The following is a 24,193-nucleotide window of genomic DNA, read 5'->3' on the forward strand; positions in this document are numbered from 1 at the left end:
GGCGCTTGCTCCATTCTTCTGCTAAGGTGTCGTTGTCCGCAATCGTCGTAGTCGTTCGAGGCCCTGATTGATCAAGGCTTGATCAACGAGTCGCAGCCCGAGGGCCATGGCTCCATAGCTTGTTATGCCAATGATCACCGCTACAGGCAGGGGCAAATCTCGTCCCAACGCAACAGCCACGCCCATCACCACCGAGGCAAGCACAATGCGCAAGATACGCGAACCGAGGGCCTCAAGCCGCATGCGTTTGCCGAGCAGGCCAAGAAAGAGCAGGGCACAGATGCCGTCGGTGATCACGGTGATCGCAGCCGCCGCGATGATGCCATAGGCGGGAATGAAGATGAGGTTCAACCCGATATTCAAGATGGTGCCGAGTAGATAGATGCGTGCCGCTGGCCATTCCAGGCCTATCGCAACCGCTGCACTCCCGCAAAAGGCGGTAAAGAGCAATAAGGGGATATCCCAGGCGAGGATGGCGAGGGCCGGCCCGCCGGGGGCAAAGGCCGTGCCAAAGAGGGTCGTCGTGACTGGTGTGGCGAGCAGGCTCAGCCCGACTGCTGCCGGCAGACCAAAAAACGCGAGCCAGCCTACGGTCGTGCTTGTCCAGGCCTGTACCTGTTCGGGGTCATTGACGTGCTCACGGGCCAGCGAGGGCGTCATCGTCAATAACAACCCATCAGCAACGGCCACCAGCTTGAAGACAAGGCCATAGACGGCGCTGTACCAGCCCACTTCGCTATCGCTCCGCAGACTACTCAGGATAACGGCATCGGCATTGAAGTTGAAGGTGAGCGCGAGCGACGTCAGGCCAAAGGGAATGCCTGCAACGAGCAGGGTCGGCCAGCGGGTCAGATGGATGATCGGACGCAACGACCCGAGGCCGAGCCGTCGAATAAGCCGAATTGCCATCAGGATCTGGATCGGCAAAATCAGGTAGCCAATGCTCAGCAAGCCCAGCACCCCGCCACCGAGCCACAGGACAACCAGACTGACGCCGATGCTCATCAATTGCGTGCGCACCTGGATCGCCGCGACTGCATCGAAACGCTCGGCCGCGTTGAGCACCGAGAGCAACGGCATAAAGAGCGCCGCCAGCACAAAGGTGCCCGCATAGAGTACCACGCCCATCACGAGATCCGGGTGATACCCAAAGCTCCAGGCAATGATCGGCAGCACCACAATCGCCGCAACTGCGAGGATGATGCGGAGCGCCATCAGATCGCCGAGCACCTCTTGAATCTTGCCGCCGTCGCGGGCTAGATTACGCTCGACATACTGGGTCATGCCGAGTTCAAAGAAGACCCCGAACATCCCGACGAACGCGATCACCGCTGCATACTGACCATACCCACTCGCGCCGAGCAGGCGCACAACTGCAATCAGATAGAAAAAGTTTGCAGCTTTAAGACCCCAACTCGCCACCGTGATGACAAGCGTATTCCGCAAAATAATCTGAGCAAGATCACGTCGCTCTGAAAGCTGATTGTTTTGTTGCTTCTGTGGCTCTGTCATTATCCATACATAGAACATTTCCAGATCGTTTGACGTAATGGAGGTAGCCTGGAAATGCCCGTAGAATGGGACACTACTCTGGTTTCGTGCTTATCTAATATTATCTACCATATCTTAGTCTGATAACACTGTCCTAAATCTTGTGCTAGATGAGGTGACAGTTTTGTTTGGGGCCTGCGACCATCGTTATCAACTCCTCCATCCGGACGATCATTCCCTGCTGGTCGGCGCTGTCGAGTTGACCCAGGTGGGGTCATCAGCGCCGACGGCACTCGATGCGCCGAACGTTAAAGTCGGTGCCAGACCAGAGGCGTCGGCCGTCGTCTGGCCGCTGCCCTCATTGAAGCGGTAGAGCGCCAGGGTATTCGCGTCGAGACTCAAGCCGCTTGAGGGACGCGTGAAGGGACTACTGTAGCGCGCCACATTCGAAAGCCGGAGCTCATCGAGTTGGCCAGCAAAGAAGCCATAGCCGGGCGCGCCGCCAATCAGCATTTGTGGTCCGACCGTCAGGGTGCCAAGCGCAGTGGTTGGTCCGGCGGTACCGTTGACGAAGACGGTCGCGTTGCCATTGCTGTAGCTGACCGCGAGGTGCGACCAGGTGTTGAGTGGGAGGGCCGTGGGATGGGCGACCGAGCGCCAACCGGTGGCACTCGTCATGACCCACCAGGTTGCCCGCCCATTGTTCAGTTCCAGCGACCAGCCGGTGGTATCGTCGGTGGAGGCGACCAGCACGACGGTCTGGTTGGCCGTCGTCGGGTTTACCCAGAGCTCAATCGTCTGCGCGCCAGTGAGCCCGGGCACCTGGGAGCCGCGCAAGATGTCGATGAGCCCATCAAAGGCGAGGGCGAAGTTGGTGCCTGCAGGTAGCGGCGTGTTGGTGGGGAAGGCCGTACTGGTGGGCAGCGGCGTGTTCGTCGCCAAGGGGACACTGGTCGGGGTGTTGGTGGCAGGCGTGGTCGGGGTGTTGGTGGCGGGCGTGGTTGGCGTGTTAGTCGCGGGTGTGGTCGGGGTGTTAGTCGCGGGTGTGGTCGGGGTGTTGGTGGCGGGCGTGGTCGGGGTGTTAGTCGCGGGTGTGGTCGGGGTGTTGGTGGCGGGCGTGGTCGGGGTGTTAGTGGCGGGTGTGGTCGGGGTGTTAGTGGCGGGTGTGGTCGGGGTGTTAGTGGCGGGCGTGGTTGGCGTGTTGGTAGCGGGTGTGGTCGGGGTGTTGGTGGCGGGTGTGGTCGGGGTGTTAGTCGCGGGCGTGGTCGGGGTGTTGGTGGCGGGCGTGGTCGGCGTGGAGGTTGGTGTAGACACGGCCCCATCACCACCAGTTGGCGCTGTCGAGTTGACCCAGGTGGGGTCATCAGCGCCGACAGCGCTCGATGCGCCGAACGTCAAGGTCGGTGCCAGACCAGAGGCGTCTGCCGTCGTCTGGCCGCTGCCCTCATTGAAGCGGTAGAGCGCCAGGGTATTCGCGTCGAGACTCAAGCCGCTTGAGGGACGCGTGAAGGGACTACTGTAGCGCGCCACATTCGAAAGCCGGAGCTCATCGAGTTGGCCAGCAAAGAAGCCATAGCCGGGCGCGCCGCCAATCAGCATTTGTGGTCCGACCGTCAGGGTGCCAAGCGCAGTGGTTGGTCCGGCGGTACCGTTGACGAAGACGGTCGCGTTGCCATTGCTGTAGCTGACCGCGAGGTGCGACCAGGTGTTGAGTGGGAGGGCCGTGGGATGGGCGACCGAGCGCCAACCGGTGGCACTCGTCATGACCCACCAGGTTGCCCGCCCATTGTTCAGTTCCAGCGACCAGCCGGTGGTATCGTCGGTGGAGGCGACCAGCACGACGGTCTGGTTGGCCGTCGTCGGGTTTACCCAGAGCTCAATCGTCTGCGCGCCAGTGAGCCCGGGCACCTGGGAGCCGCGCAAGATGTCGATGAGCCCATCAAAGGCGAGGGCGAAGTTGGTGCCTGCAGGTAGCGGCGTGTTGGTGGGGAAGGCCGTACTGGTGGGCAGCGGCGTGCTCGTCGCCAAGGGGACACTGGTCGGTGTTGGCGTGGAGGTGGCGGGCGTGGTCGGGGTGTTGGTGGCGGGTGTGGTCGGGGTGTTGGTGGCGGGTGTGGTCGGGGTGTTGGTGGCGGACTGCGTTGGCGTGTTAGTGGCGGTAGGCGTCAGCGTGGTGGTAATGATTGGTAAGCTGCCAAAAGGCGTATCGGTGGACCAATGCTCAGCCGAGGTGGCACTATTGCGCGGAATGAGCGTACCATTGCTCGGGCCACCGGCTGCACCGGAGCTATCGCCGATGCTCGTGCCGACGCCCTCATCGAAGCGGTAGAGCGCCACGGTGTTGGCGTCGGCAGGATGCGGTGCGCTCGGGCGCGTGAAGTTGGCGCCATAGCGCACGATGTTGGAGATGCGCAAGTCGTCGAGGAGACCACTGAACGATGGGTACTCTGGACCAGCATCGTGTTTCTCGGCTCCCAGAATGACGTAGGGGTCATTCCGGCAGACACCCTCCCAACTACCACCAGGCCCTGCGCACCAGGGCTCGCCGGGCACACTCGGTGTTACGCCGAGGGGGTAGCTCAGGTCGCCGCTGAAACCGATTGCTTCAGCCTCAAGCCGACCATCAAGGAACATCCAGAGTCGTCCGTCACTCGCACGGCGCTGGAGCGCCAGGTGATGCCACTGCTCATCAAGCACGTTGGTAGTCCCGCAGAGGGTGAAGAAGGTCTCGTCGCCGCCGGGCACCACGCCCCAGATCAGGCGTCCACCGGCGATGGCGAGGCCGAACTTCCGACCTCGGTCGTTGAAGCGGTCGCGATCGAGCAGGATGTTGCCGTAGATCCAGTTATTGTTGCTGCCGCACGCTTGGGCGGGGGCAGGGTTCTCAACGGCACTGGCCTTGAACCAAAGCTCGATGGTGAATTCGTCGACACCAACATTGAGCGGGGCCGAACGGGTGAGCGCGAAGCTCGCATCGAGGTCGCCCAGGGGGAGCTTGACGCGATCCAGATCGTCTCTTCCGCTGCCGTAGAAGCGTAGCGACGTGCTCGCACTATCTTGGGCAATTATTGAAGGCGGCATTGCAAAGATGCCGCCAAGCAGCGGCAGAACAATCATTATGAACACCGCCTTTGACCAAGATGATTGGATCAACTTAAACCCTCCAGGTATTTAGCTAAAGCCATGCTCTTATAAAAGAAAGCAATCCCAAACGCTGCTTCTTTTTGCAGTTCATCGCACTTCACCAACCCTTGCGACCCCGACCATCGTACCGCCCCCTTGATCGCTGCTGCGCCCTGCTGCGGAGTTCTACAGATAGCTCAGCACCCTGGGATACCGTTTGCGCAAATCGCGATATGCGCCGCTGAGCGGCACCAGGATCAACAGCCCTGCGCTGAATGCAAGGCACCCCCAGATGACGACTGGCCCCGGGGTGGGTAGCACCGCGAAGATCCGGGCAATGAAGTGATAGACCACAATGTGCGCGACGTAGAAGAAGAGGGCGACCTGGCCGATGGTGACCAGGGGCTGGAGCGGGCCGCTGGCAAGCAAGGTGGGTACGGTGAAGAGGCCCGCCAGGATGAGCGCTGCCAACCCTAGGTTGAAGGCAAAATAGGTGAGACTCGGCGGGGCTTTGCTCATGATCAAGAAGTGCGCCGGGGTTCCACCAACCTGACCAGCAGGCCCGAGATCGCCATAGCCGCCGAGTAGCCGTAACCCAAGCCACAGCCCGAGCAGCGCGAGGCCCGCCAGCAGCCATGTGCGCGGCTGGCGCATGGCTTCACGCCCTTGCAGCGCCCCAAGCGCATATCCCAGCCACATCAATGGCCCCCAGCCCAGGATTGGAAAGCCGACCGCCGGTACCGTGTCGTAGCTATAGGTGAGCCAGAACGCCTGCCAGAAACCCTGCGGGGTGTCGGCCGCGAGGGCCGGCGCCATGACCCCGATGACCCACTGGTAGCCGAGCAAGACCGCCCCTGCAACAATGGCGAGCAGGTGCTTTGGCAGGAGACGGAGCAAACTTAACATAACCATGGCAACCGCAATTGCGGTGAGCACATGCACATAGGGTGCGTCGCCCATCCAGAAGAACCAGCAGATCGTCAGATCGAGCACCAGGATCACTGCCGCCCGGATCAGCATGTACCGACTCACCGCCAAGGTGCTCCAGCCCTTGCGCTGGCGGCCTGCACTAAAGAGCGCCAGGCTGTAGCCACTCAAGAGCCAGAAGATTGGTGAGGCAAGATTCGTGATCAGCCCCAGCCCCCAGTACGCAATGCTCTGGAGGGTGACGAACTGGCCGCCATACGACTCGGCCTGTAACCCGGCCCCCACAAAGAAACTGGCGTGGTCGAGCGCCATAAAGAGCATCGCCAGCCCGCGCAAGGCATCGATGGCGAGAATGCGCGTCGTGCTGACCGCCTGTTCACGCGTCAGGACATCGGCTTTTTGAACGGTGCGTGCCTGGATCGCCATACGTCACCCTTTTCGATGAGTGGTCGAAGCATTGCCTTGGCTATGCCAAGGCAATGCTTCGACCGTCACTTAGTCTGCCGCCAGCCCTGGTATGGAGCCCGACTCGGCTGGCACGCGTCGTTCCATCGTCACGCGCCAGAGGGCCGGGGCAACGATGGCGGCGGCACCATAGCAGATTGCCCCACAGATCATCGCGACGGTAAACGAGCTTGCCATGCTGATGATGATTACCATCACTGACCCGAGCACCGAGAAGACCCCGTTGACCCCCCACGCCCACGGGGTCAACGCCGGGGCCTGAGCCCCCAGTTGGCGCAGTCCCGTCGGGAAGGGCATGCCCATCACCAGCGACAGCGGTGCAATGAGGATGACGCTCACGATGGCCCGCGTCAGGTCAGGCAGATAGAGCAGGGCGGCAAAGATCGTGGGTAGGGCGAGAATGTAGAGCCCAATCAGGCCGACAATCACGGCGAGCGCGATGCGTAGCTGCGCCGCTGTTTGCAAGATCTGTCGCCCGATCAGGCTCCCCAGTCCCGAAAAGACGAGCATGCTCGCAATGGTAATGGTGGTCGCATGAATAGGATAGCCAATAAAGAGCGTAAAACGTTGGATGAGAATGATCTGGACAAAGATATAGCCCGCCCCCAACAGGCTGAAATAGGTCAGCACCGGCATCGCACCGGGCGTTCGCAGTCCGTCACGCTTGTACCGGATCAAGGGCAGCACAATAAAGAGCACTGCGGTGATCAGGGCCATGCTAAACATCGTCAGAAGGATGAGATTGCCAATGGGGAAGCGGTTCAACCGGCCTTCATATGCGCTATTGAAGTGCAGGTTGCTCCATTTGAAATAGTTGTAGAAGAAGGGATTGTCGTCGGTGACCGGGTAGATGTGGAACGTATAGGCTGCCTCATACGCACGCGGATCGGGCGCGTAGAGGTAATCGGCAAAGGCGGTTGTCTGCCGCACAAATGGGTCGTGCAGCATGCCAAAGTTGTTGGCCTCGGCCCAGGTGCGTAGTTCGGTGATGGCCTCTTGGGTAAAGGGCGACGGCGAGACAAGCAGCGTTGCATTGCCGCCCGCTTCGTTGGCGACAATGGCAATATGCGCGGCTGGCTCGGTTACGCCATTGCGCCGCAACGCTTCGGCGGCCAGTCCCGTCAAGCGTAGCATCTCGCGGGGTGGGCTATTGACATCGCGGGTCCACGAAAAGACGCCGTTGGGCGTGAGTTGACCGAGGGCTTGCTCGACGGCATCCACGGTGTAGAGGTATGACTCGGCTAGCACGTAGGCTCCACCCGAAAGCGCGGCCAGATTATCAAGGCCAATGCCCTGAATAATGTCATACTTTTCCGTATTGCGCGTTAGGTAGCTCCGCCCTTCGGCAACAATCAATTCAGTGTTTGGATGCTCGGCAATGCGCCCGGTGTAGTCGGCATACGGGCCTTTGAGCAACGATACGATCGTCGGGTTTAGCTCGATCGCCGTGATCCTCCGGGCATCATAGAGCCGCGCCAGCAGAATATCCAGCCCGCCACCGACCCCGATCAGCAAAGCGCTTGGCTCTTGCAGGCCGATATAGTAGGGCGCACTGATGACGGCGTGATCGAGAAAGCGGAAGCGCTCGAGATCGGCATCGCTGCCGTCAAAGGCGTACATCCCTGTCATCGAAGTGCCGTCAATCGTCAGCAACTTCAGCGGGAGATCCGGCTTGCGCTCGAGATCTTGCAGATAGACCGAGCCAACTGCGCCGACGATCATCGGTTCGCGAACGACAATTTCCGGCATGACATCAACGCGCCCGACCGGATCCCAGCGTGTGTACTCCGGCCCGGTCTCCTGCGCCTGCATTGCCCAGCCCAGTTCTTTCGATCCGGGCACTGGCAACCGCAAGGGCGCGACGGTCGCAATGAGGGTCGTGATCACTAGCGCAACCACCAGTGCCGCTGGCGCAAGCCGTCGCCAGCGTGGGGCCGTTTCACTCCCCAGGAATAACCCCGCCAGGGCGACAACGGCTGCCACCAGCGCAATGGTGCCAGGCCCGCTGAAGGTCTGGATCAGCACCAGGACGCCGATGGTGCTGATCCCCGCACCAACCATATCGGCAAAGTAGAGCCGGTGCGCTTGCCCGACCCAGCGACTGAAGATCGCAGCAATCGTAAGACCACCACTGAAAAAAGTTGCAAAAAGACAACTAAAATAAATACCGAGGCCGACGATTGTCCACGGCAACTGCCTTGCCCGCAGCGGATCAATGCCAACCAGGCTGATCGCAACAAGATTGACCAGGGTACACAGGCTAAAGATGACCGCGAGCAGACCAATGCGCCGTCCGATCGTGGCGTGATCCCACTGGCGTACGGCGAGAAACGTTCCGGCTGCGCCACCGCCAAGCATGGCGACACCAATGACCAGATAGGTGAAGTGGTGCCAGATCATCAATGAAAAGATGCGCGTAAACGTGATTTGCAAGGCCAGAACCGCGCCTGAAATAAGGGCCAGTCCGACGTAGCGCTGCCAGGCTGTAGATGAAGTACTCAACAGTGGTTCCCCCTCGGTATTTCACAGAGCTGATAGACTGTACCCTGCTTCAATGCTTGTGCGTCCATGGGGCACATAAAAACTGACATACTCGCGTCCGGCAAGGCGGCGACGATGCCACGGATGGGTCTCGCCATTGAGACGGATGCTGCTCAACTCGGCCCCGTTGTGTTGCTGGGGGAGCATCAGTTCAAGTGGGCCGGCTGGCTGGGGGGGAAGATCGAGGATCGCCTGCCAGCGGCCTGTTGCGGCTTGCCATTGCACCTGCTCGACCCTAGCCGCCATGCGTGCCTCGACAAAAGCCAGCCAGCGTTCGGCTGAAAGGGTTGCCACGCCAAGGTCGGTGGCAAAGTCAAGCGTCTCTTCAAACCATTGACCCACATTCGCCGCCTTCTCACCTCCCAGCAGGAAGGGGTCAATATGGCACTGTACCCCCAGGGCCGACGGGTACCGCCCGACACTCTCGGCAATCTGGTGCCGACTAAGGCTTGCGGCCATCGACCCATCAAGGCCCTGGTCGTAGCCCGTATCGAAGACATTCATCATGTGCTCGTCAACCAGGTGGGTTGCCTGTTGAAAGACGTTGAGCAGTGTGCCATCCTGGTCGACAAAGCGCATCGGGAGCCCGGTGCCACCCAGGTACCCCGAACGCCACGCGCCATCAGCGGTGCGGACGGTACTGCCAATGTGGTAATGGTCGAGGTTCATGCGCAGCCCATACTGCGCCTGAACACGGGCATTCTCGACCCACCCGTGCCAGAGGATGCGATGGGTACGTACCGTCGGTGGGACTGGTCCATAGCCAAATTTCAGAAACTCATTCCAATAGGCGTTGTAGCCGTAGGCAAGGCCTTCTTCGACATACGGATGCATGCCAAATTCATGGCCCCGTTCGCGCCACGCCGCCAGGTGCCCTGGTGTGGGCAGAGGCTGATCGCGCTCGAGCAGCACCCCCATCACTGGCACATCGGCAGCCCACCAGCGCGCCTTGCGGGTCATCCGTCCGAGCGTACTCGCCGGCGGGGGGGTGTAATAGACCGACATCGTGCCGCCCCGTTGTTCAACGCGGGCGAGCACTTCTTCGACATAATTGGCCGTACTGCCGTGGGCGTCGCCTGTCGTCACCAGCACGCTCGGTGTTCCACCAGGAAAATACCAGAGGCGTGGCAGCGGCACGTTCGCACTGCTCAGTTCCAACAGCATATTCGCGAGCAACCGCTGTTGTTCATCAGCCTGCGGCACATGGATGCGCTCAACATCAATCCAATCCACAAACATATCAACCGCACGCACCCCTGGAATATCATCTCGCTCGGTATCGGCCTCTTCAGGATTGCCCTGCCGTTGCAAGGCAATGCTGTGCGCCAGATCAAAGGCCCAGAGCGCCGCTCGGCCAGACCCAACGTGATGCAGTGTGATCAGCGGGGCGCCGGTCTGACTACGGGCCAACTCTTGCGCCCCGGCCAGTTCGAGGCGATCGCTCGGGCTGTGGTACTGCAAGCGCCCAGTTTCAATCCCGGCGACGACTGGTGCTCCGGGCACAACCTGGAGCGAGCCACGTGCTTCGACGGCGCCAAGGTGGCGCACACCAAAGACCTCGTCAAGCCGTGGATCTGGGCGCAAGGCCAGGAGCATACCACCCTCAACGACATAGCGTCGCAGCAGCGCCGCTTCGTCAGCCGTGAGTGGCCCGGCGCTCAAGAGCACCAGCGGGTATTGTTGCAATGCGGTCAATGTCAAACGTGTCACCTCAGCCTCTTGAAACGCAAACAATCCCTCGGCCCGTAGGATCTCGGCCAGATACCCGGCAAACGACGGCACGGCACGTGCATTGCCAACCACTAGCAGCGGGGCCGTCGCAGGCGCAGGCAGGGTTGCGGCCCCTGCGACAACGCCGTGTTCAGGCCCAAAGGGTGGCGGGGCCTGACGCGCCTCAAGCCCATAACCAATCCCGGCAGTACTCAACCCGATGGCCCCGGCAGCAACGGTGCCCAAAAATTGGCGTCGGGTCAGGAGGGTGCGTTGCTTCACCTTAGCGGGCCTCAATATCGCCTGGTGGAGGCGTGACAATGACCCGACCATCATCGGTACGGGGTGACTCAGCTTGAATATGTTCAATCTGGGCGTCAGCCTGCCCGTCTTCCAACCTTGGCGCATTCTTGACCAAGGGTAGCCACGGGTACTGGGTCTGGGCCGGGTGGGCCAGCACCTCTTCGGTGAGCATGACCGCCCCTAGCAGCGTGGTCTTCCGCTTGCGCGTCAGGCGCGCTTTACTCTCGGTAATGGCACCACGATTGTCATAAGCAGGATCGAGGGTGAGTACCACCCCATCAACCAGGGGGGCCAGCAGGGCGGCATCAACACTTGGCAAGGTTGATGGCCCATCAAAGATGACAATATCAGCGACTCGCTTCAAATGCTCGACCAGTTCGCTCCATGGCAGTGATGGCGTCAGGGCAACCCCATCTGGCCCCACATTATGCGCGAGCAAGAGCACATTCTTGAGCATCGTCGGGTACATCCGCGACCAGATCTCGGGTTTGCCATTGCTGTAGAGCGTGCCTTGCGCTTCGGGGTTATCACCAACGAGCATCCGGGTCAGGATGGGTTGTTCCATATCAGCATCAACGAGCAGGACACTATAGCCCGAGCGGGTAAAGAGTTGGGCCAGGTCGACACTGAAGGCGCTTCGGGCATCCGACGGAGTCGGGCTGGTGATCATCAAGCTACTGCTGCCCTGTTCCATCGCCGCGAGCACGATGTTGGTATGCGCTTCACGCATCGCTATTTCGCGTTGCCAGGCGCTGCCAGGCTTGAGCGTGATCAATGGGCGACGCCCTGGCACCAGACCAAGCGAGGGCATTCCAAAGCGTGAACGCAGGTCACTCTTGCTGCGCCAGCGATCATCGAGCATATCGAGCAGCAAGGCCGCCAGAGCAGCCAGGATGAAACCACCCATACCGGCCATGGCTACGGTAAGCCTGCGTTTATCGGGTAGCGGCTGTGTCGGTACGCGCGCTTCCTCAAGAACCCTCAGCGTATTGGCGATACTCCCTTTTTCGATGAGGATCAGTTGATTGTAGGTATCCTGGGTACTCTCACGGGTACGCTCCAACTCGTCGATACGATTACGCAACTCACGCAGATCAGCGGCCCCCGACGTGCGTGCCTGCATTGCCCGGGTCTCGTCGAGGGTCTCATCAATGCGTCCGAGATTTGCCTGCACCTGGATGATTTGTTCCTGGATCAACAGGCGTTGTGATGCAACTTTTTCGGGCGAGTTGGGACTGTACGCAATCAACTCATTTGCAACAGCCGTCGCCAGCGCTGCCGCCCGTTCCGGGCTGGTGTCGGTAATTGTAATGTTGAGCAAGCTTGCCCGATTATTCACCGAGGTCGTGAGCATATAGTTTGCGATGACCTGCCATTCAAAGGCGAGCCCCAGCTTTTCAGTGACCGGGCCGAGGATCGGTTCACGGCGGGCCATTTCGCTATAAAACATGGCCAGCGCGTTGCTCAACCCGATCAACTGGGCATCAGGCGTTGCCGACGTCAGTGAGTCACCAATCATCAAGGTTGTTTGGGCGACATAATATCTCGGCTGGCGTGATGCCATGACAAAGGCTACGCTCGCGGCAAGGACGGTACCCAGCACGAGTACCCACCACCAGCGCAAAAGAACGCGTAGATATGTCCATAGATCATCAAACGTCAGCATGAAAATAGGCCTTTTCTTTTAAGGATAGCGTGCTCCAAGCCCCAATCGCTTTCCTAATGAGGGCGGCTACCCCCATCAGCGCAGCGCAACCTCATCGCCTTCACGCAAGCCATCACGTATTTCGATTCGTTCGTCACTCATTGCACCGAGCACAATATCAATGCGTTCTTCGCTTCCAGCGCCTACGCGGAGCACATAATCAGTTGCATCGCGGCGCAGCGCCTCGGGTGGCAACCAGAGCACATCCTGCTGCTCGCCGAAATCAAAAGTCACGCTGGCGAGATCATCATTGCCAAGGTTGAGTTCGGGCGCGTTGTAGCTCACCGCGACCATTGAACCACCGCCAGCCATCGTCCCGGCTGAGGTCATCCGCACAGTGCCGGCAACCTGGCGTTCGGGATACCGGGTAAAGCTGATTTGCACGGGCATCCCCGAGGTAATCCGGTTTAGTATGGCTTGATCAAGGCTGCTGATCGTCACTTCAAAGCCCGAGTTATCCATCAGTCGGATGACCGGAATTTCAGCTTGAACCGGGAAGCTTGCCATCGCTTCAACGGCCGTAATCGTGCCATCGAAGGGTGCATAGATACGACGGGTCTCAATGGCATTCTCAATCTCTTTGACCGCGAGTTGCGACGACGAGAGCGCGACCACCAAGCGCGGGTCGGGGCGCGCATTCTGACGGGCGGCATCAAGCTGCACAGCGGCCAGTCGGACGGCGCGTTCGGCCTCGGCTACCTCAAAGGGGTCTGGCCCGGCCACTAGTTGATTGAGGCTGGCCCGGGCGAGATCGACATCAGCCTGCGCCGCTTGCAGGGCGGCAATTTCGTTACCAAAGGCCGTGTCATAGTTGATCTGCGCGACGGCGACCGCACTCTCGGCGGCGCGGATGCTTGCTTCGAGCTCACGCAGATCGGCCCCTGCCACCGTCTCGGGATTTTGTTCACTGCGGGCCACGAGTTCGGCATAACGAATCTGCAGGCGCTCAAGCTCGGTCTTGGCATCGCTGAGGGCCCGCTCGGCGCGCGTCTTCTCGGCTGAGGCATCGTTGCGCGTGCGGGAAAGCGCCGCTTCGGCGCGTTCGAGGCGCGCCCGGGCCTCACTTACCGCCTGGGCACTGGGTGGGGTTTGCAGTTCGCTCAGCGCAGCGCGGGCTTCTTCCAGCGCAAGTTCAGCCCGGCGCACTTCGATGCTGCCCCCTTCACTGGCCCGCCTAATCGCCACGGCATCCTGCTCGGCCACGATCTGCGCCTGCCGCAACTGCTCTTGCAACGTGCCAAGGTCAAGCTCGGCGAGCAAGGTTCCGGCGGTCACGCTCATCCCAGGATCAACATAGAGCCGACGAATCACCCCGCTTTGCCGAAACGCCAGTTCACGCTCCAACACAGGGGTCACTTGCCCATTCAGCACGCGGATATCGCGGACGTTGCCGCGTTGCACGGCCACGGTACGTCCTGCGTCCGTTGTCGTGACCACCGCGGTCGGTACAGGCGTGGCTAGCGTGATGTCAGTCGGCACGACGGTCGGTACGGTAAAAGGCTCTGGGGTAGGTGCCCCTACGATCTGTCCAATGCTACAGCCAGCCAGCGCTAGCCCCAGCAGAGGGATGCTCAACCCGCGGATCAGTTTCTGGCAAAACTCGTTCATCGCTCCACTCCGTCGAAGGTGTCAGGCCCTCGTTTTCAGGCACTTGGCTCTGTTCAGAGGCTTGGTTCGGTCTGGTTTCGCCCAACCAGCGTAGGTACATGCGCGTCGGTAGGACGCTGGCGATGCGCCTGCTCGGCAATGATCCACCGGGCGGCAGCGAGGAGGTCGTCAACAACAAGATCAGGAAGGCAACACGTATCTGGTTTCTCCGCAAGATCGATTGCCCCTCGTCCCGTCCGTACCATGATCGTTCGACATCCACAGGCCTGGGCCGCCGCGATATCGGTCAGCGCATCACCAATCATGATGGCCGTCTGCGGATCGATCTGATGGGCCTGGATCAGGCTCATCAGCATGCCAGGTGCCGGTTTGCGACAAGCGCACCCTTCGTCGGGACGGTGTGGGCAATAACGGAGGTCTTCTACTATGATGCCACATTTTTGCATGATTTGCAGCATGCGTTGGTGAATCATTTCGACGGTTGCTACGGTCACGATGCCACGATTGATAATGGCCTGGTTGGTCACGATAAAGAGCGGATACCCTGCCTCACTGAGCAGGCGCATCGCTTCAAGTGAACCTGGGAGAAACTGAAATTCGTCCCATGTCTTCACATGATCCGAACGGTTTTCGTTGATTACTCCATCCCGATCAAGGAAAATGGCACGCATCGCACTCCTCGCTAGGCTCATCGGCCTACTCAGGATAGTCGCCGCCTATAAAACGTGGCTAAATATCCTCTAAATAGGGCTGACAATCTTGTCACAAGCGTGGGCAGAAGCTGTGCGCCAGCGTTTATCCTGGTACAGTAGACTTGTAGCGCGACGTTTTTGTGGCCGGTGGCGTAAGGATGACCAGAGGAGCCGTATGATTATCTCGCGAACACCCTTGCGGATCAGTTTTGCTGGTGGTGGCAGTGACCTGGCAGCCTTTTATCGAGATGAGCCTGGGGCGGTGGTGAGCGTCAGTATCGACAAGTATATCTATATCAATGCGAATGCCAAGTTTGATCACCAGATCCGCGCCAGTTATTCCGTCACCGAAATTGTCAATTCGGTCGAAGAACTCCAACACGAGTTGATCCGTGAGGCCCTCAAGTTGACCGGTCGCGATCAGAGCATCGAGATTACCTCCATTTCCGATATCCCCTCGCAGGGTACGGGGCTTGGCTCTTCCAGCACCTATACCGTTGGTCTGTTGAATGCCTTGCACGCCTTCTGCGGTCGTTTGGCGAGCGCCGAGCGGCTGGCACGCGAAGCGTGTTATATTGAGATCGAACGTTGCGGTGCGCCTATCGGCAAGCAAGATCAGTATATTGCGGCCTATGGCGGTTTGCAATTTATTCAGTTCAATCCCGACGAGACGGTTTTTGTTGACCCCGTTATCTGTTCCACCACAACCCGTACAACGTTGCAAAACCGTCTGCTCATGCTCTATACTGGTCAGACCCGCCAGACGGCGACGGTGTTGACCGAGCAGCGCTCGAAGACCGAACAGGATGCCCGCCAGCGCGCGAACCTTCGTCGCCTCGTCCAATTGGCCCACGATCTGCGGGCAGTACTGGTGGCCAATGATGTTGATGCCTTCGGTGAGATTCTGCACGAGGGCTGGATGCTGAAACGCCAACTGGCTTCGGGTATCTCCAACGACCGTATTGATGCCTGGTATGAACGTGGACGCGCTGCCGGGGCAATGGGAGGCAAGATCCTTGGCGCTGGCGGCGGTGGCTTTTTGCTCCTCTATGCCCCCGTTGAACGCCACGCGGCGATCCTTGCCGCCTTGCCCGAGTTACGGTGCGTGCCCATTCGTTTTGAACCACAGGGAAGCAAAATTATTTATGTGGAGGAGGAGTTGTAGTCGCAATGCATGCTGGTTGTGACGACGCATGCCAGTTACGCTGGCATGCTTCGTCACACGCAGCATGTGAAGGAGGGAGCTTATGTTTCGTTCCCGGATCAGGGTGCTGTTGCTCATAGGATGTTGTCTGAGTTTTAGTACTGTCCTCATCTTCGCGCAAGTTGTTCCTTCCCACTTCCTCTTTTTACCCATTGTTGCTCAACCCGGCCCTTCGCCTACAACCGTTGCCCCATCGGTGACCGCAACGTCAACGCCCTTGCCCACTGTGCCGCCGACCCTTACCCCTACCCGTGATCCGACGATCACGGTCACGGCGACCGGTACGGCTACGCCCACCGGTACGGCTACGGCGACCGCAACGCCGACGGTAGCGTCAATAAGTACGGCCACACCGACGGTAGCGTCAACAAGCACGGCAACGCCGACGGTAGCGTCAACAAGTACCGCGACGGCTACAGCTACAAGCACCGCAATACCCACCCCAACGAGCACAACAGGGCCGACACCCCAACCTCGCTCGGCCTTTCGCGTCCACGCACCCTACCACGCCGTTCAGGATCTCAGTACCAAGTTTGGCGAAATGGCGCTCTTTTGGTTTGGGCAGGTGACGCCGTCGCAGAACTATACCGATGTACGCATTGGCTCGAATGACCAGGAACTCTATGTCTATCTGGCAATCTTTGACCGCCGCCTCTGGTATAATCCTACTCCTTCGGCGGCTACTCTGACCGATTGGGACGCGGCGACGCTCTATCTCGATCCTGGTACCGGCACTGGCTTGAGTGCCAATAGCTATCGGTTTACCGCGCAACTAAGCAATGGTGGCGGGGCGGCTTTTCAAGCCTCGGCCCGTGGCACTACAGGAGCCTGGGTTGCCGCTCCGGTCGCCTTCACGACCCTCCCTGGCTGGCGTGGTCAGGCGCTCAATGACAATAGCGATGACCGCGGCTGGGCGATGACCTTCCGCATTCCCTTTAGCAGCCTTGGTCTTGCCGGGCCACCTGCGCCTGGTACGGCCTGGCGGATGGCGGTCGAGGTGCATGATCGTGATGATCAAGCCGGTACGCCCATCCCTGTGCAGGTGTGGCCTCCGGCAGGCGTGACGACCAACCCGACCACCTGGGGCGACCTTGTTTTTGGTGCACCAGGCTACACGTCCCCGCCGACAACGAACCAGACGACCTATACCCTTCGTCAGGGGCCGGGCCTGGTGGTGCAGGATGCCAGTGTTGGTGGCGGCACGACCTGTGGCGACGGCCTCGATTTCTGGACCGAGTGGGGCCAGGCGACTGATCCGCCCGAGAGCAGCCAGTTCAATGTTCAGAACCAATCAGATGTTGCCGACTGGCCCTGTTTTGCGAAATACTATGCCATCTTCCCGCTTGCCTCGTTGCCGCCAGGCCAGGTGGTCGTTTCAGCCCAGTTGATCCTGCATCAATTTGGCAATTCCCAGCCCGAAGATGCCGAACCCTCGTTGATCCAGGCCTTTGTTGTCGGCGAAGCTTGGCAAGCAGGGGCGTTGACCTGGAACAACGCACCCCTGGCCCGCGAAAACATCGGCGCTGGCTGGGTTGATCCATTGCCCGCTTTCCCTGGGTGGCCTGGCGTGCCACGCACGCTCGATGTGAGTGCCGGGGTGGCGCGGGCCTATGCGGAAGGTAGCCCCCTGCGCCTGGCGCTCTATTCGGCTGACAGCGCGTATCACAGCGGCAAATATTTTGTCTCAAGCAAAACTGGCGATTGGAATGCCGTCGCACGTCCGACGCTCATCATTACCCTGGGCACGCCCGTTGCTCCGTAAGCAACGCCGAAGGCAGCGCGAAGATAAAGCTTCCGGGAAGCTTGCGCGGTGGTGGCAGCATGCTCATCGGTGGTTCGGCACGTCGGTGCGCCATGACATCTTCGCGCAGAGCTTCCCGGAAGCTGTCGAAGATAGGATCGTAATTGCGTGGTAATGCAAACGATTTATACTGGGGAGGAGTTACAGTCGAAACATTTGTACGTACGACAGTAGTATTATCCACCATCACTTATGCGCTCGCTGCTGAACAATTACAACCCATACCTCTTCCTGGCGCTGGCGATTGCGTTTGTTTATCATGGTGCGCTGCTGCTCAGCGGCACGTACACCCATACGTACGACGCATTTGTCCATATCTTCTTTGCCGATCACTACGCTCGCGCCTGGTTTGACCATTGGGAACCGCGCTGGTATACGGGCTTCCCGATGACCAGCTACCCGCCCGGCTCGCAACAGTCAATCGCCCTGCTCTCGTCCTTTGTGGGTCTCAAGACCGGCTTTGTGATCGTGGCCCTCTTCGCGGTGCTGAATGTCACCCTTGGCATCTACCGCTTCTCGAGGATCTGGGTGAGCGAGGAGGCCGCCGGCTATGCCGCGCTAATCCTCGTCTTCGCCTCTTGCATTGCCGAGACGGTTCATGTTTTCGGTCAATTGCCAACGATGTTCTCGCTTGGCTTTCTGCTGAACGCCTTGCCGTTTGTGCAACGCTGGCTCGACGAGGGCAAGATCCGCTGGCTGCTCACCGCCTGGCTGCTCAACGCAGCCACGACGGCGGGGCACCATGTGACCACGCTTTTTGGCGCCGTCTTTTTTGTGGCCCCGGTGATCGGGCTCTCGCTCGTGACGGCCTTTCGGACGCCGCTGCCCGACGAACCGCTAGCGCACCCAGGGCGGGTCACGTGGGCCAACCTGCGCCCCCTGGTTGTGCGTCGCGTGCGCCGCGTGCTGCCTGCCACCATGCGCGCTGCGGTCTATGGCCCGGGTCTGATCATCGCGCTTGTGTTCGTGGTGTTGCCCTATTGGCTCTGGAGCAGGGCCGACCCGATTACGCAGGTCTCGATTCCGCACGCTTCGCGTGACTCGTTCATCGTCAACACGAGTGCCGGCTTGGTCTTCTGGCTCATCCCGTATGGTCTCTCGCTTATAGCCTTGCCCTACGTCTTCTATAAGGGCATGACCACCCGCGCCTGGCCGATGACGCTCTCGCTCGCAGCTCTGGTCTTCCTTGGCACGGGTGGCACGACGCCTTTCCCGCGGATGTTGCTGGGCGGTGCGTTTGACGTGCTGACCCTCGATCGCTTCACCTTCTGGGCGACGATTACGATGATGCCCCTGCTCGGTGAGTTTGTGGTTAGCCTGCGCCACCGGGGGTTGGCAAAGTACCTGCGTGAGCAGTTCGGCACGATTACATGGCGCTTGCTCCAGGTGAGCCTGATCATCACCTATCTCAGCCTTTCGGCCTTTGTCGCCAACCTGACCCAGTTCCGGCGCTTCCAGCCCGATCCGATCGACTTTCAGCCTATTGTGACCTTCCTGGAAAAAGATGAGCACTGGCGCTGGCGCTATCTGACGCTGGGCTTCGGCGACCAGATGGCGTGGCTCTCGGCTCAAACGACGGCCAGTACGGTTGACGGCAACTATCACTCGGCCCGTCGCCTCCCCGAGTTGACCACCACGCCGGTCGAGCGACTGGAGGGCTCCAAGTACAGCGGGGTTCCCGGGATTGGCTCGCTCCAGCAGTTCCTGGCCGTGCCCGACAAGTACAACCTGAAGTTTGTCTTCTCGAATGACCAGTTTTACGACCCCCTGCTCTTTTTCTCAGGCTGGCATCGGCTCCAGCGTCTCGAGAATGGGATCATGGTCTGGGAGCGTGAGGATATTCCACCGCTGCCCGAGGTGCTGCCGCGCAAGGAGATTCCGCTCTACCAGCGGGCAATGTGGGGGATCATCCCGCTGACAGCGATCATTGCGGCGCTCATTGCGTTCTCCTCGCCTATCTGGCTCCCTTATCTGCGCTGGCTGCTCAACCTGAACGAGGAAGGGGGCCTGCACACGCCCCTCCATCTACGCAGCAGGCTCTGGGGCATCATCACCTGGCCGTTCCGCCGTCTTCTGCTGCCTCTGCTGGGTGCGGTCTGGTCGCGGGTGGATCTCGTCGGGCGGGCACAGCGCATCTGGGCGTGGCTCGACGGGTACCTGCGCAGCTGGTCGGCGCTCCCCGCCACCGACGACTCGCCGGCGGTACCGTGGCAGGTGTGGCTTGACTGGGGCCAGCGCTTGCCGCACCTGCGGCCAGCCACGCCAACCGCGCATCATGTGCGTCTCGCCCTGCTGATGCTTATCGCCGTCACAAGTGTCGCCACCGCCGGAACGCTCTACGTGCGCCAGGCCCGCACCCCGGTCGCCGTGGTTGAGCACTACTACGACGACCTGGACTTTCGCCGCTTTAGCAGCGCCTACGCACGCCTCGACCCGTTGACGCGGCCCGCCTACGATCAGTACCTGCTTGATCTCTCGGTTACAGGCGGCATGGTCGCCTCGTACGGCAAGCTCAACAGCGTCTATGTGCAGGTCGTCGCCGCTGATCCCGAGCGGGTGAGTGTGATCGCCGAGACCGACTGGGTCACCTCGCTCACAACCTACCCGACCCGTCAGCACCTCACCCTGGTTCTCCGCGACGGTCGCTGGTATATTCTGCTGGATCCCGTGGATACGACGGTGCCGCCAGAACCCTTCTTCCGGCGCGGCGAGATAGGCTGGGTTGCCACCAGTCGCCGCCGGATCGTGGATAAGCCGACGGCTTTCGCTGACATCCTCGACCGCCCCGAGATCCAGATCCTCTCGGCTCGCCTCGTCCGCTACGAGGGGCGCTATATGGTTGTCGGTGAGTTGATTAACAGCGACTCGGATCCCGCCGACGTGACGGTGACTGCGCTGCTACGTGACCCCGATGGCGTTGAGTTGACGCGCTACAACGCCCAGCAAGTGATGATGCACAAGCTCTTCCCCAAGGAGATGACGCCCTTCCGCGTTGACTTCGAGGGCGTCGCCGGAGCCGTGCTTAGCGATACCGTGGATTTGCAAACGTTCAAACCTGACGCCTTCACGCCTCCCTTGCTCACCAGACCGCTCGGGTCGTTCGCCGTCTTCGCCAAGGCCGTTGTTACTCGCCACGACCTGAGCCGCAACCTGAGCGTGCAGAACCTGGCGATCGTGCAGACGGACGATGGGAGCTACCACCTCCGCGGGCAACTCTTCAACACTGGGACGGTCGAGGCGACGATTCCTCATGTGTTGCTGACCTATTACGATGACCAGAACCAGGTAGCCTGGGTTGATCACGTCTATATCCGTGACACGGTGCGCCCTCAGCGCACCCAGCCGATCGATATTGTGCTGGCGGGTTATGGTGACGTCGAGGTCATAAGCGAGCAGAGCGGCCTCTTTGGGACAAACCTTGTGCCCGAGGTCAGCCTTGACGCGCCCTGGCGCGAACGCCTCCCGCTCCCTGAGGCGACGGGCTTCGCCTCGTTGCGGGTGAGCGTCCATGCGTTCGAAGGGGGCGGTCTGTGAGCAGGCAAAAGGCAAACGATACAAGGCAAACCAGGGTGCCTACGATGGTGCGCGGCCTTGTGACGACGATCCTCCTCTTCGTCATGCTGGTGTTGCTAACAGGTTGCACCGGGCGGGCGTCCGACGCAGCGCCACAACTGGCAGGTGCCCTGACGGTTCGCACCCCCGCTATCTTGCCGGCTGGCAAGCCTCTGACCGTTGTGGCCGAGCGGCTCGATGCGCCTGATGGTCTAGAGTCGCTGTTGCTGGCCCAGGGCAGCTATGGGCCACTGGTCTACCGCGCTCGCTTTCAGGGCGGGCGGGCCGAGTTCCACCTGCCTGGTGAAGACACGCGGGTGGCTGGTCTGGTTGCACTCACGGCGCGTGCTGGTGCTGCCGAGGGTCACGCCGATCTGACGATCACCCCAGGTGAGGTTGTCGCCCCCCTGACTGCCCTGGTAGGCCCACGCACGATCATCGCCGACGGGGCGCACTGGGGCACCGCCGCCGTCATCCCCTTTGATACGCACGGCAACCCTGTGACCGCAGGCACGCCGGTCGAATTTCATCTCGTGCGGCCCAACGCTCGTACCGAAACCATCAGCACAACCGTCCAGCACCTCGTGGGGTGGGAACGGGTCTGGAGTGCCACCGTTGCGGGACGCACCACCGTCATCGTGCGCGTCGGCCAGGCGCACGGCCATGAGGCAAGCCTGACGGAGACGCCTGGGTGGCCGGTGCGGTTCGCGTTGAGCGCACCCCCCAGGGGCCTGCCCGCCGACGGTCGCCAACTCGTGCCGCTGCGCACCGCCCCCATTGTCGATCGCTATGGCAACCAGATGCTTGATGGAACCCTGGTGACCTTTGTCGTCGAGGCACCCGATAGCACCCTCCGGCTCATTCCGGCCTACACGATCAATGGGGTAGCCGAGGCCTACCTCCAGTCTCCGGCCACGCCCGGAAGACTCACGGCCTACGCGACCCTCTACGGCGTCAAGAGCCTGCCGTTGCGGCTTGACTTCAAACCGGGCCTTGCCGTCGGCACCATCGCTGTGCGCGCCAGCGTCGATCAGAAGACCGGCATCGTCACGCTGGAAGCCGGACCACTCCTGGGTAATCTCGGCCAACTGGTTCCCGAAGGAACGGAGGTACGCTTCACTCTGGCGGGACCTGAGGGATGGACGCAGACCTTCACCGCAGCGACTGAGGACGGATGGGCTCGCCTCGAGTTGTGGCTGGCCGACCTTGTGCCCGGTTCATATCAGGTTGAGGTTACTGTCGGCGCGAACGTGGGGGAAACGCAGTTTACAGCACCGTAGGTAGGCTATGCGCAAGACTCATCTCAAGTTGATCATCTGGATCCTGCTCGCTATCCTGGCGACGGCAGGTTTCTGGGCTTCGGTGAGCGGCATCGCCAATCTGCTGGCCTATTTCCAGCGTGGGGCCGAGCCGGCCAGCGCCCTCAACATCGTACCGAATGTGCCGCCCGACCTCCACGTTGCGCTGAGTTGGGATGCCGACGGTGCCGATATTGGCCGCCCTATCGAAGCTTTCACGCGCAGCCAGGTCGAGGCGACCTACCTCCGTGCCTGGCTCCAGTGGAACCTCTCCTATATGAAAGGCGAGCCCCACGGGCTCACGACCTACTTCACGGGACCTGCGCGCAGCGAGATCAGCGCCGCAGTGCGTCGCGCCACCGCCGATGGGCTACGCATCGCGCAGACCAACACGGCCCACCGCCTCCAGTTGCACTTCTACAGCGCCGACGGCACGGTGGTCGCCTTCACTGACCACGATGTTCCAATTGCCCAGGTGATCCGCGCGCAATCCGGCACCATCCTGAGTGCTGGCGCGACGCGGGCCGACTACGACGTTGTCATGTTGCTTGAGGATGGCGAGTGGCGTATTCGCCATCTGGTGCGCCGCGCCGCCACTCCGCCGCCTGTGCTTCAGGTACCGCCGTGCCCGACCTGTGTCACTGCCAACGGCACGGGTCTGGAGCTCGAGGGCGTGCCGTTCTATGTCATGGGGATCAACTACTATCCTCAGGCCACGCCCTGGGATACGTTCTGGCCGCAGTACAGCCCTGCCGTGATCGACCGCGACCTGAGCCGGATCAAGGGCTTGGGCCTGAACACGATCCGCATCTTCATCCCATACGAGCAGTTCGGTGGCCCGCGGGTGGATCTCGTGATGCTCGACCGGCTCGGCGATCTGCTCGACCGGGCGCAGGCTCAGGATGTGAAGGTGATTGTCACCCTCTTCGACTTCCGCGCCGACTATGGCTTGCTCCAATGGGCCTCTGCTGACCGGCACCTTGAGGCGATCCTGCCCCGCTTTGCTACCCACCCTGCCATCTTGATGTGGGATCTCAAGAACGAGCCTGACCTGGACGACAAGGTTTCGGGTGCCCCCATCGTGGATGCGTGGTTGGCCCACACCGTCACGCTCGTACGGCGTCTGGCCCCGCATCACCTCGTGACAATCGGCTGGTCGAACCCGATGGCCGCACGGCGCCTGGCCGACCAAGTCGACATCGTGCAGTTCCACTACTATGCGCCGGTCGTAGAATTTGCCCCCGCCTATGCCGCGTTGCGCACCGAGGTTCCTGACCGGCCTGTGCTCTTGGGCGAGTTTGGCCTACCGACCTGGAACAGCGTTTTCCCGCACGGCCACACCGAGGCCGAGCAGGCCGTCTACTACGCCGACCTGCTCACGGCAATGCGTGAGGTAGATGCCGTCGGCACTCTGGCCTGGACGCTGTACGATTTTACCCACGTACCCGCCACTGTCGCCGGGAGGTGGCCCTGGCAGACTGGCCCGCAGGCCCATATGGGCGTCATCAGGGCCGATGGGCGCGAGAAGCCTGCCGCAGCGCTGCTCGCACCGGGGGCCGTGCTTGATGTCCCGCCTGTGCCGGGATGGGCCCGCTGGCTGAAGCCCTTCTGGTTGCTGGTGGCAGGCGGCATTATCGCCGTCACAGCGGCGGCAGTCTGGTTCACCCGTGTTCACGCAAAGGCGCTAAGGCGCTAAGGTTTGATCCTTACGCAGCTTTGCGTCATTTGTAAAAGTGGTTGTGTGCTTGCTCGCGGCGTAGCCGCGAGCAAGCA

At 60.9% G+C, this 24,193-nt stretch carries 13 protein-coding genes; 5 read left to right on the top strand and 8 right to left on the bottom strand.

Annotated elements, in window-relative coordinates; all coding sequences use genetic code 11:
• Window positions 1–21 precede the first annotated feature (21 nt).
• The 8 genes from A9Q02_RS23415 to gmhB form a co-directional block, all read right to left on the bottom strand.
• Complete coding sequence (locus A9Q02_RS23415) at window positions 22–1,512, bottom strand: oligosaccharide flippase family protein (protein ID WP_172451310.1); 1,491 nt, start codon at window positions 1,510–1,512, stop codon at window positions 22–24.
• 210 nt (window positions 1,513–1,722) lie between these two features.
• Window positions 1,723–4,608, bottom strand: coding sequence for a LamG domain-containing protein (locus A9Q02_RS23420; protein ID WP_097655499.1), 2,886 nt, complete (start codon window positions 4,606–4,608; stop codon window positions 1,723–1,725).
• Between the two features lie 192 nt (window positions 4,609–4,800).
• Window positions 4,801–5,967 (bottom strand): acetyltransferase domain-containing protein, encoded by a 1,167-nt coding sequence (locus A9Q02_RS23425; RefSeq protein ID WP_097655500.1) that lies wholly within the window; start codon window positions 5,965–5,967, stop codon window positions 4,801–4,803.
• A gap of 69 nt (window positions 5,968–6,036) precedes the next feature.
• The gene (locus tag A9Q02_RS23430) at window positions 6,037–8,508 is read right to left on the bottom strand and encodes a polyamine aminopropyltransferase (RefSeq protein ID WP_245860834.1); all 2,472 of its coding nucleotides are present in this window, start codon (window positions 8,506–8,508) and stop codon (window positions 6,037–6,039) included.
• 21 nt (window positions 8,509–8,529) lie between these two features.
• Window positions 8,530–10,539, bottom strand: coding sequence for a hypothetical protein (locus A9Q02_RS23435; RefSeq protein ID WP_216361586.1), 2,010 nt, complete (start codon window positions 10,537–10,539; stop codon window positions 8,530–8,532).
• A 1-nt stretch (window position 10,540) separates the two neighbouring features.
• A complete protein-coding gene (locus A9Q02_RS23440; RefSeq protein ID WP_097655502.1) occupies window positions 10,541–12,226 on the bottom strand; it encodes a polysaccharide biosynthesis tyrosine autokinase in 1,686 nt (561 codons plus the stop codon).
• Window positions 12,227–12,301: 75 nt separating this feature from the next.
• Window positions 12,302–13,873, bottom strand: coding sequence for an HlyD family efflux transporter periplasmic adaptor subunit (locus tag A9Q02_RS23445; RefSeq protein WP_097655503.1), 1,572 nt, complete (start codon window positions 13,871–13,873; stop codon window positions 12,302–12,304).
• Window positions 13,874–13,926: 53 nt separating this feature from the next.
• Window positions 13,927–14,544, bottom strand: coding sequence for a D-glycero-beta-D-manno-heptose 1,7-bisphosphate 7-phosphatase (gmhB, locus tag A9Q02_RS23450; protein WP_172451311.1), 618 nt, complete (start codon window positions 14,542–14,544; stop codon window positions 13,927–13,929).
• A gap of 196 nt (window positions 14,545–14,740) precedes the next feature.
• Between gmhB and A9Q02_RS23455 the strand changes: the two genes are divergently transcribed.
• The 5 genes from A9Q02_RS23455 to A9Q02_RS23480 all read left to right on the top strand — a co-directional run bounded on the left by A9Q02_RS23455 (window position 14,741) and on the right by A9Q02_RS23480 (window position 24,116).
• Window positions 14,741–15,730, top strand: coding sequence for a GHMP family kinase ATP-binding protein (locus tag A9Q02_RS23455; protein WP_097655505.1), 990 nt, complete (start codon window positions 14,741–14,743; stop codon window positions 15,728–15,730).
• A gap of 82 nt (window positions 15,731–15,812) precedes the next feature.
• A complete protein-coding gene (locus A9Q02_RS23465; RefSeq protein WP_141509170.1) occupies window positions 15,813–17,531 on the top strand; it encodes a DNRLRE domain-containing protein in 1,719 nt (572 codons plus the stop codon).
• A 231-nt stretch (window positions 17,532–17,762) separates the two neighbouring features.
• Complete coding sequence (locus tag A9Q02_RS23470) at window positions 17,763–21,104, top strand: hypothetical protein (protein ID WP_097655508.1); 3,342 nt, start codon at window positions 17,763–17,765, stop codon at window positions 21,102–21,104.
• Window positions 21,105–21,148: 44 nt separating this feature from the next.
• Window positions 21,149–22,402 (top strand): hypothetical protein, encoded by a 1,254-nt coding sequence (locus A9Q02_RS23475; protein ID WP_097655509.1) that lies wholly within the window; start codon window positions 21,149–21,151, stop codon window positions 22,400–22,402.
• 7 nt (window positions 22,403–22,409) lie between these two features.
• On the top strand, window positions 22,410–24,116 hold the full coding sequence (locus A9Q02_RS23480) for a cellulase family glycosylhydrolase (RefSeq protein ID WP_097655510.1): 1,707 nt from the start codon (window positions 22,410–22,412) through the stop codon (window positions 24,114–24,116).
• Window positions 24,117–24,193 lie beyond the last annotated feature (77 nt).

The sequence above is a fragment of the Candidatus Chloroploca asiatica genome, assembly GCF_002532075.1.
Lineage (GTDB): Bacteria > Chloroflexota > Chloroflexia > Chloroflexales > Chloroflexaceae > Chloroploca > Chloroploca asiatica.

Excerpts from the sequence above, each read along its gene's own strand:
- A9Q02_RS23415 (WP_172451310.1), bottom strand. The coding sequence starts at position 1,512 with ATGACAGAGCCACAGAAGCAACAAAACAATCAGCTTTCAGAGCGACGT.
- A9Q02_RS23420 (WP_097655499.1), bottom strand. The coding sequence starts at position 4,608 with ATGATTGTTCTGCCGCTGCTTGGCGGCATCTTTGCAATGCCGCCTTCA.
- A9Q02_RS23425 (WP_097655500.1), bottom strand. The coding sequence starts at position 5,967 with ATGGCGATCCAGGCACGCACCGTTCAAAAAGCCGATGTCCTGACGCGT.
- A9Q02_RS23440 (WP_097655502.1), bottom strand. The coding sequence starts at position 12,226 with ATGCTGACGTTTGATGATCTATGGACATATCTACGCGTTCTTTTGCGC.
- A9Q02_RS23445 (WP_097655503.1), bottom strand. The coding sequence starts at position 13,873 with ATGAACGAGTTTTGCCAGAAACTGATCCGCGGGTTGAGCATCCCTCTG.
- gmhB (WP_172451311.1), bottom strand. The coding sequence starts at position 14,544 with ATGCGTGCCATTTTCCTTGATCGGGATGGAGTAATCAACGAAAACCGT.
- A9Q02_RS23455 (WP_097655505.1), top strand. The coding sequence starts at position 14,741 with ATGATTATCTCGCGAACACCCTTGCGGATCAGTTTTGCTGGTGGTGGC.
- A9Q02_RS23465 (WP_141509170.1), top strand. The coding sequence starts at position 15,813 with ATGTTTCGTTCCCGGATCAGGGTGCTGTTGCTCATAGGATGTTGTCTG.
- A9Q02_RS23470 (WP_097655508.1), top strand. The coding sequence starts at position 17,763 with ATGCGCTCGCTGCTGAACAATTACAACCCATACCTCTTCCTGGCGCTG.
- A9Q02_RS23475 (WP_097655509.1), top strand. The coding sequence starts at position 21,149 with ATGGTGCGCGGCCTTGTGACGACGATCCTCCTCTTCGTCATGCTGGTG.
- A9Q02_RS23480 (WP_097655510.1), top strand. The coding sequence starts at position 22,410 with ATGCGCAAGACTCATCTCAAGTTGATCATCTGGATCCTGCTCGCTATC.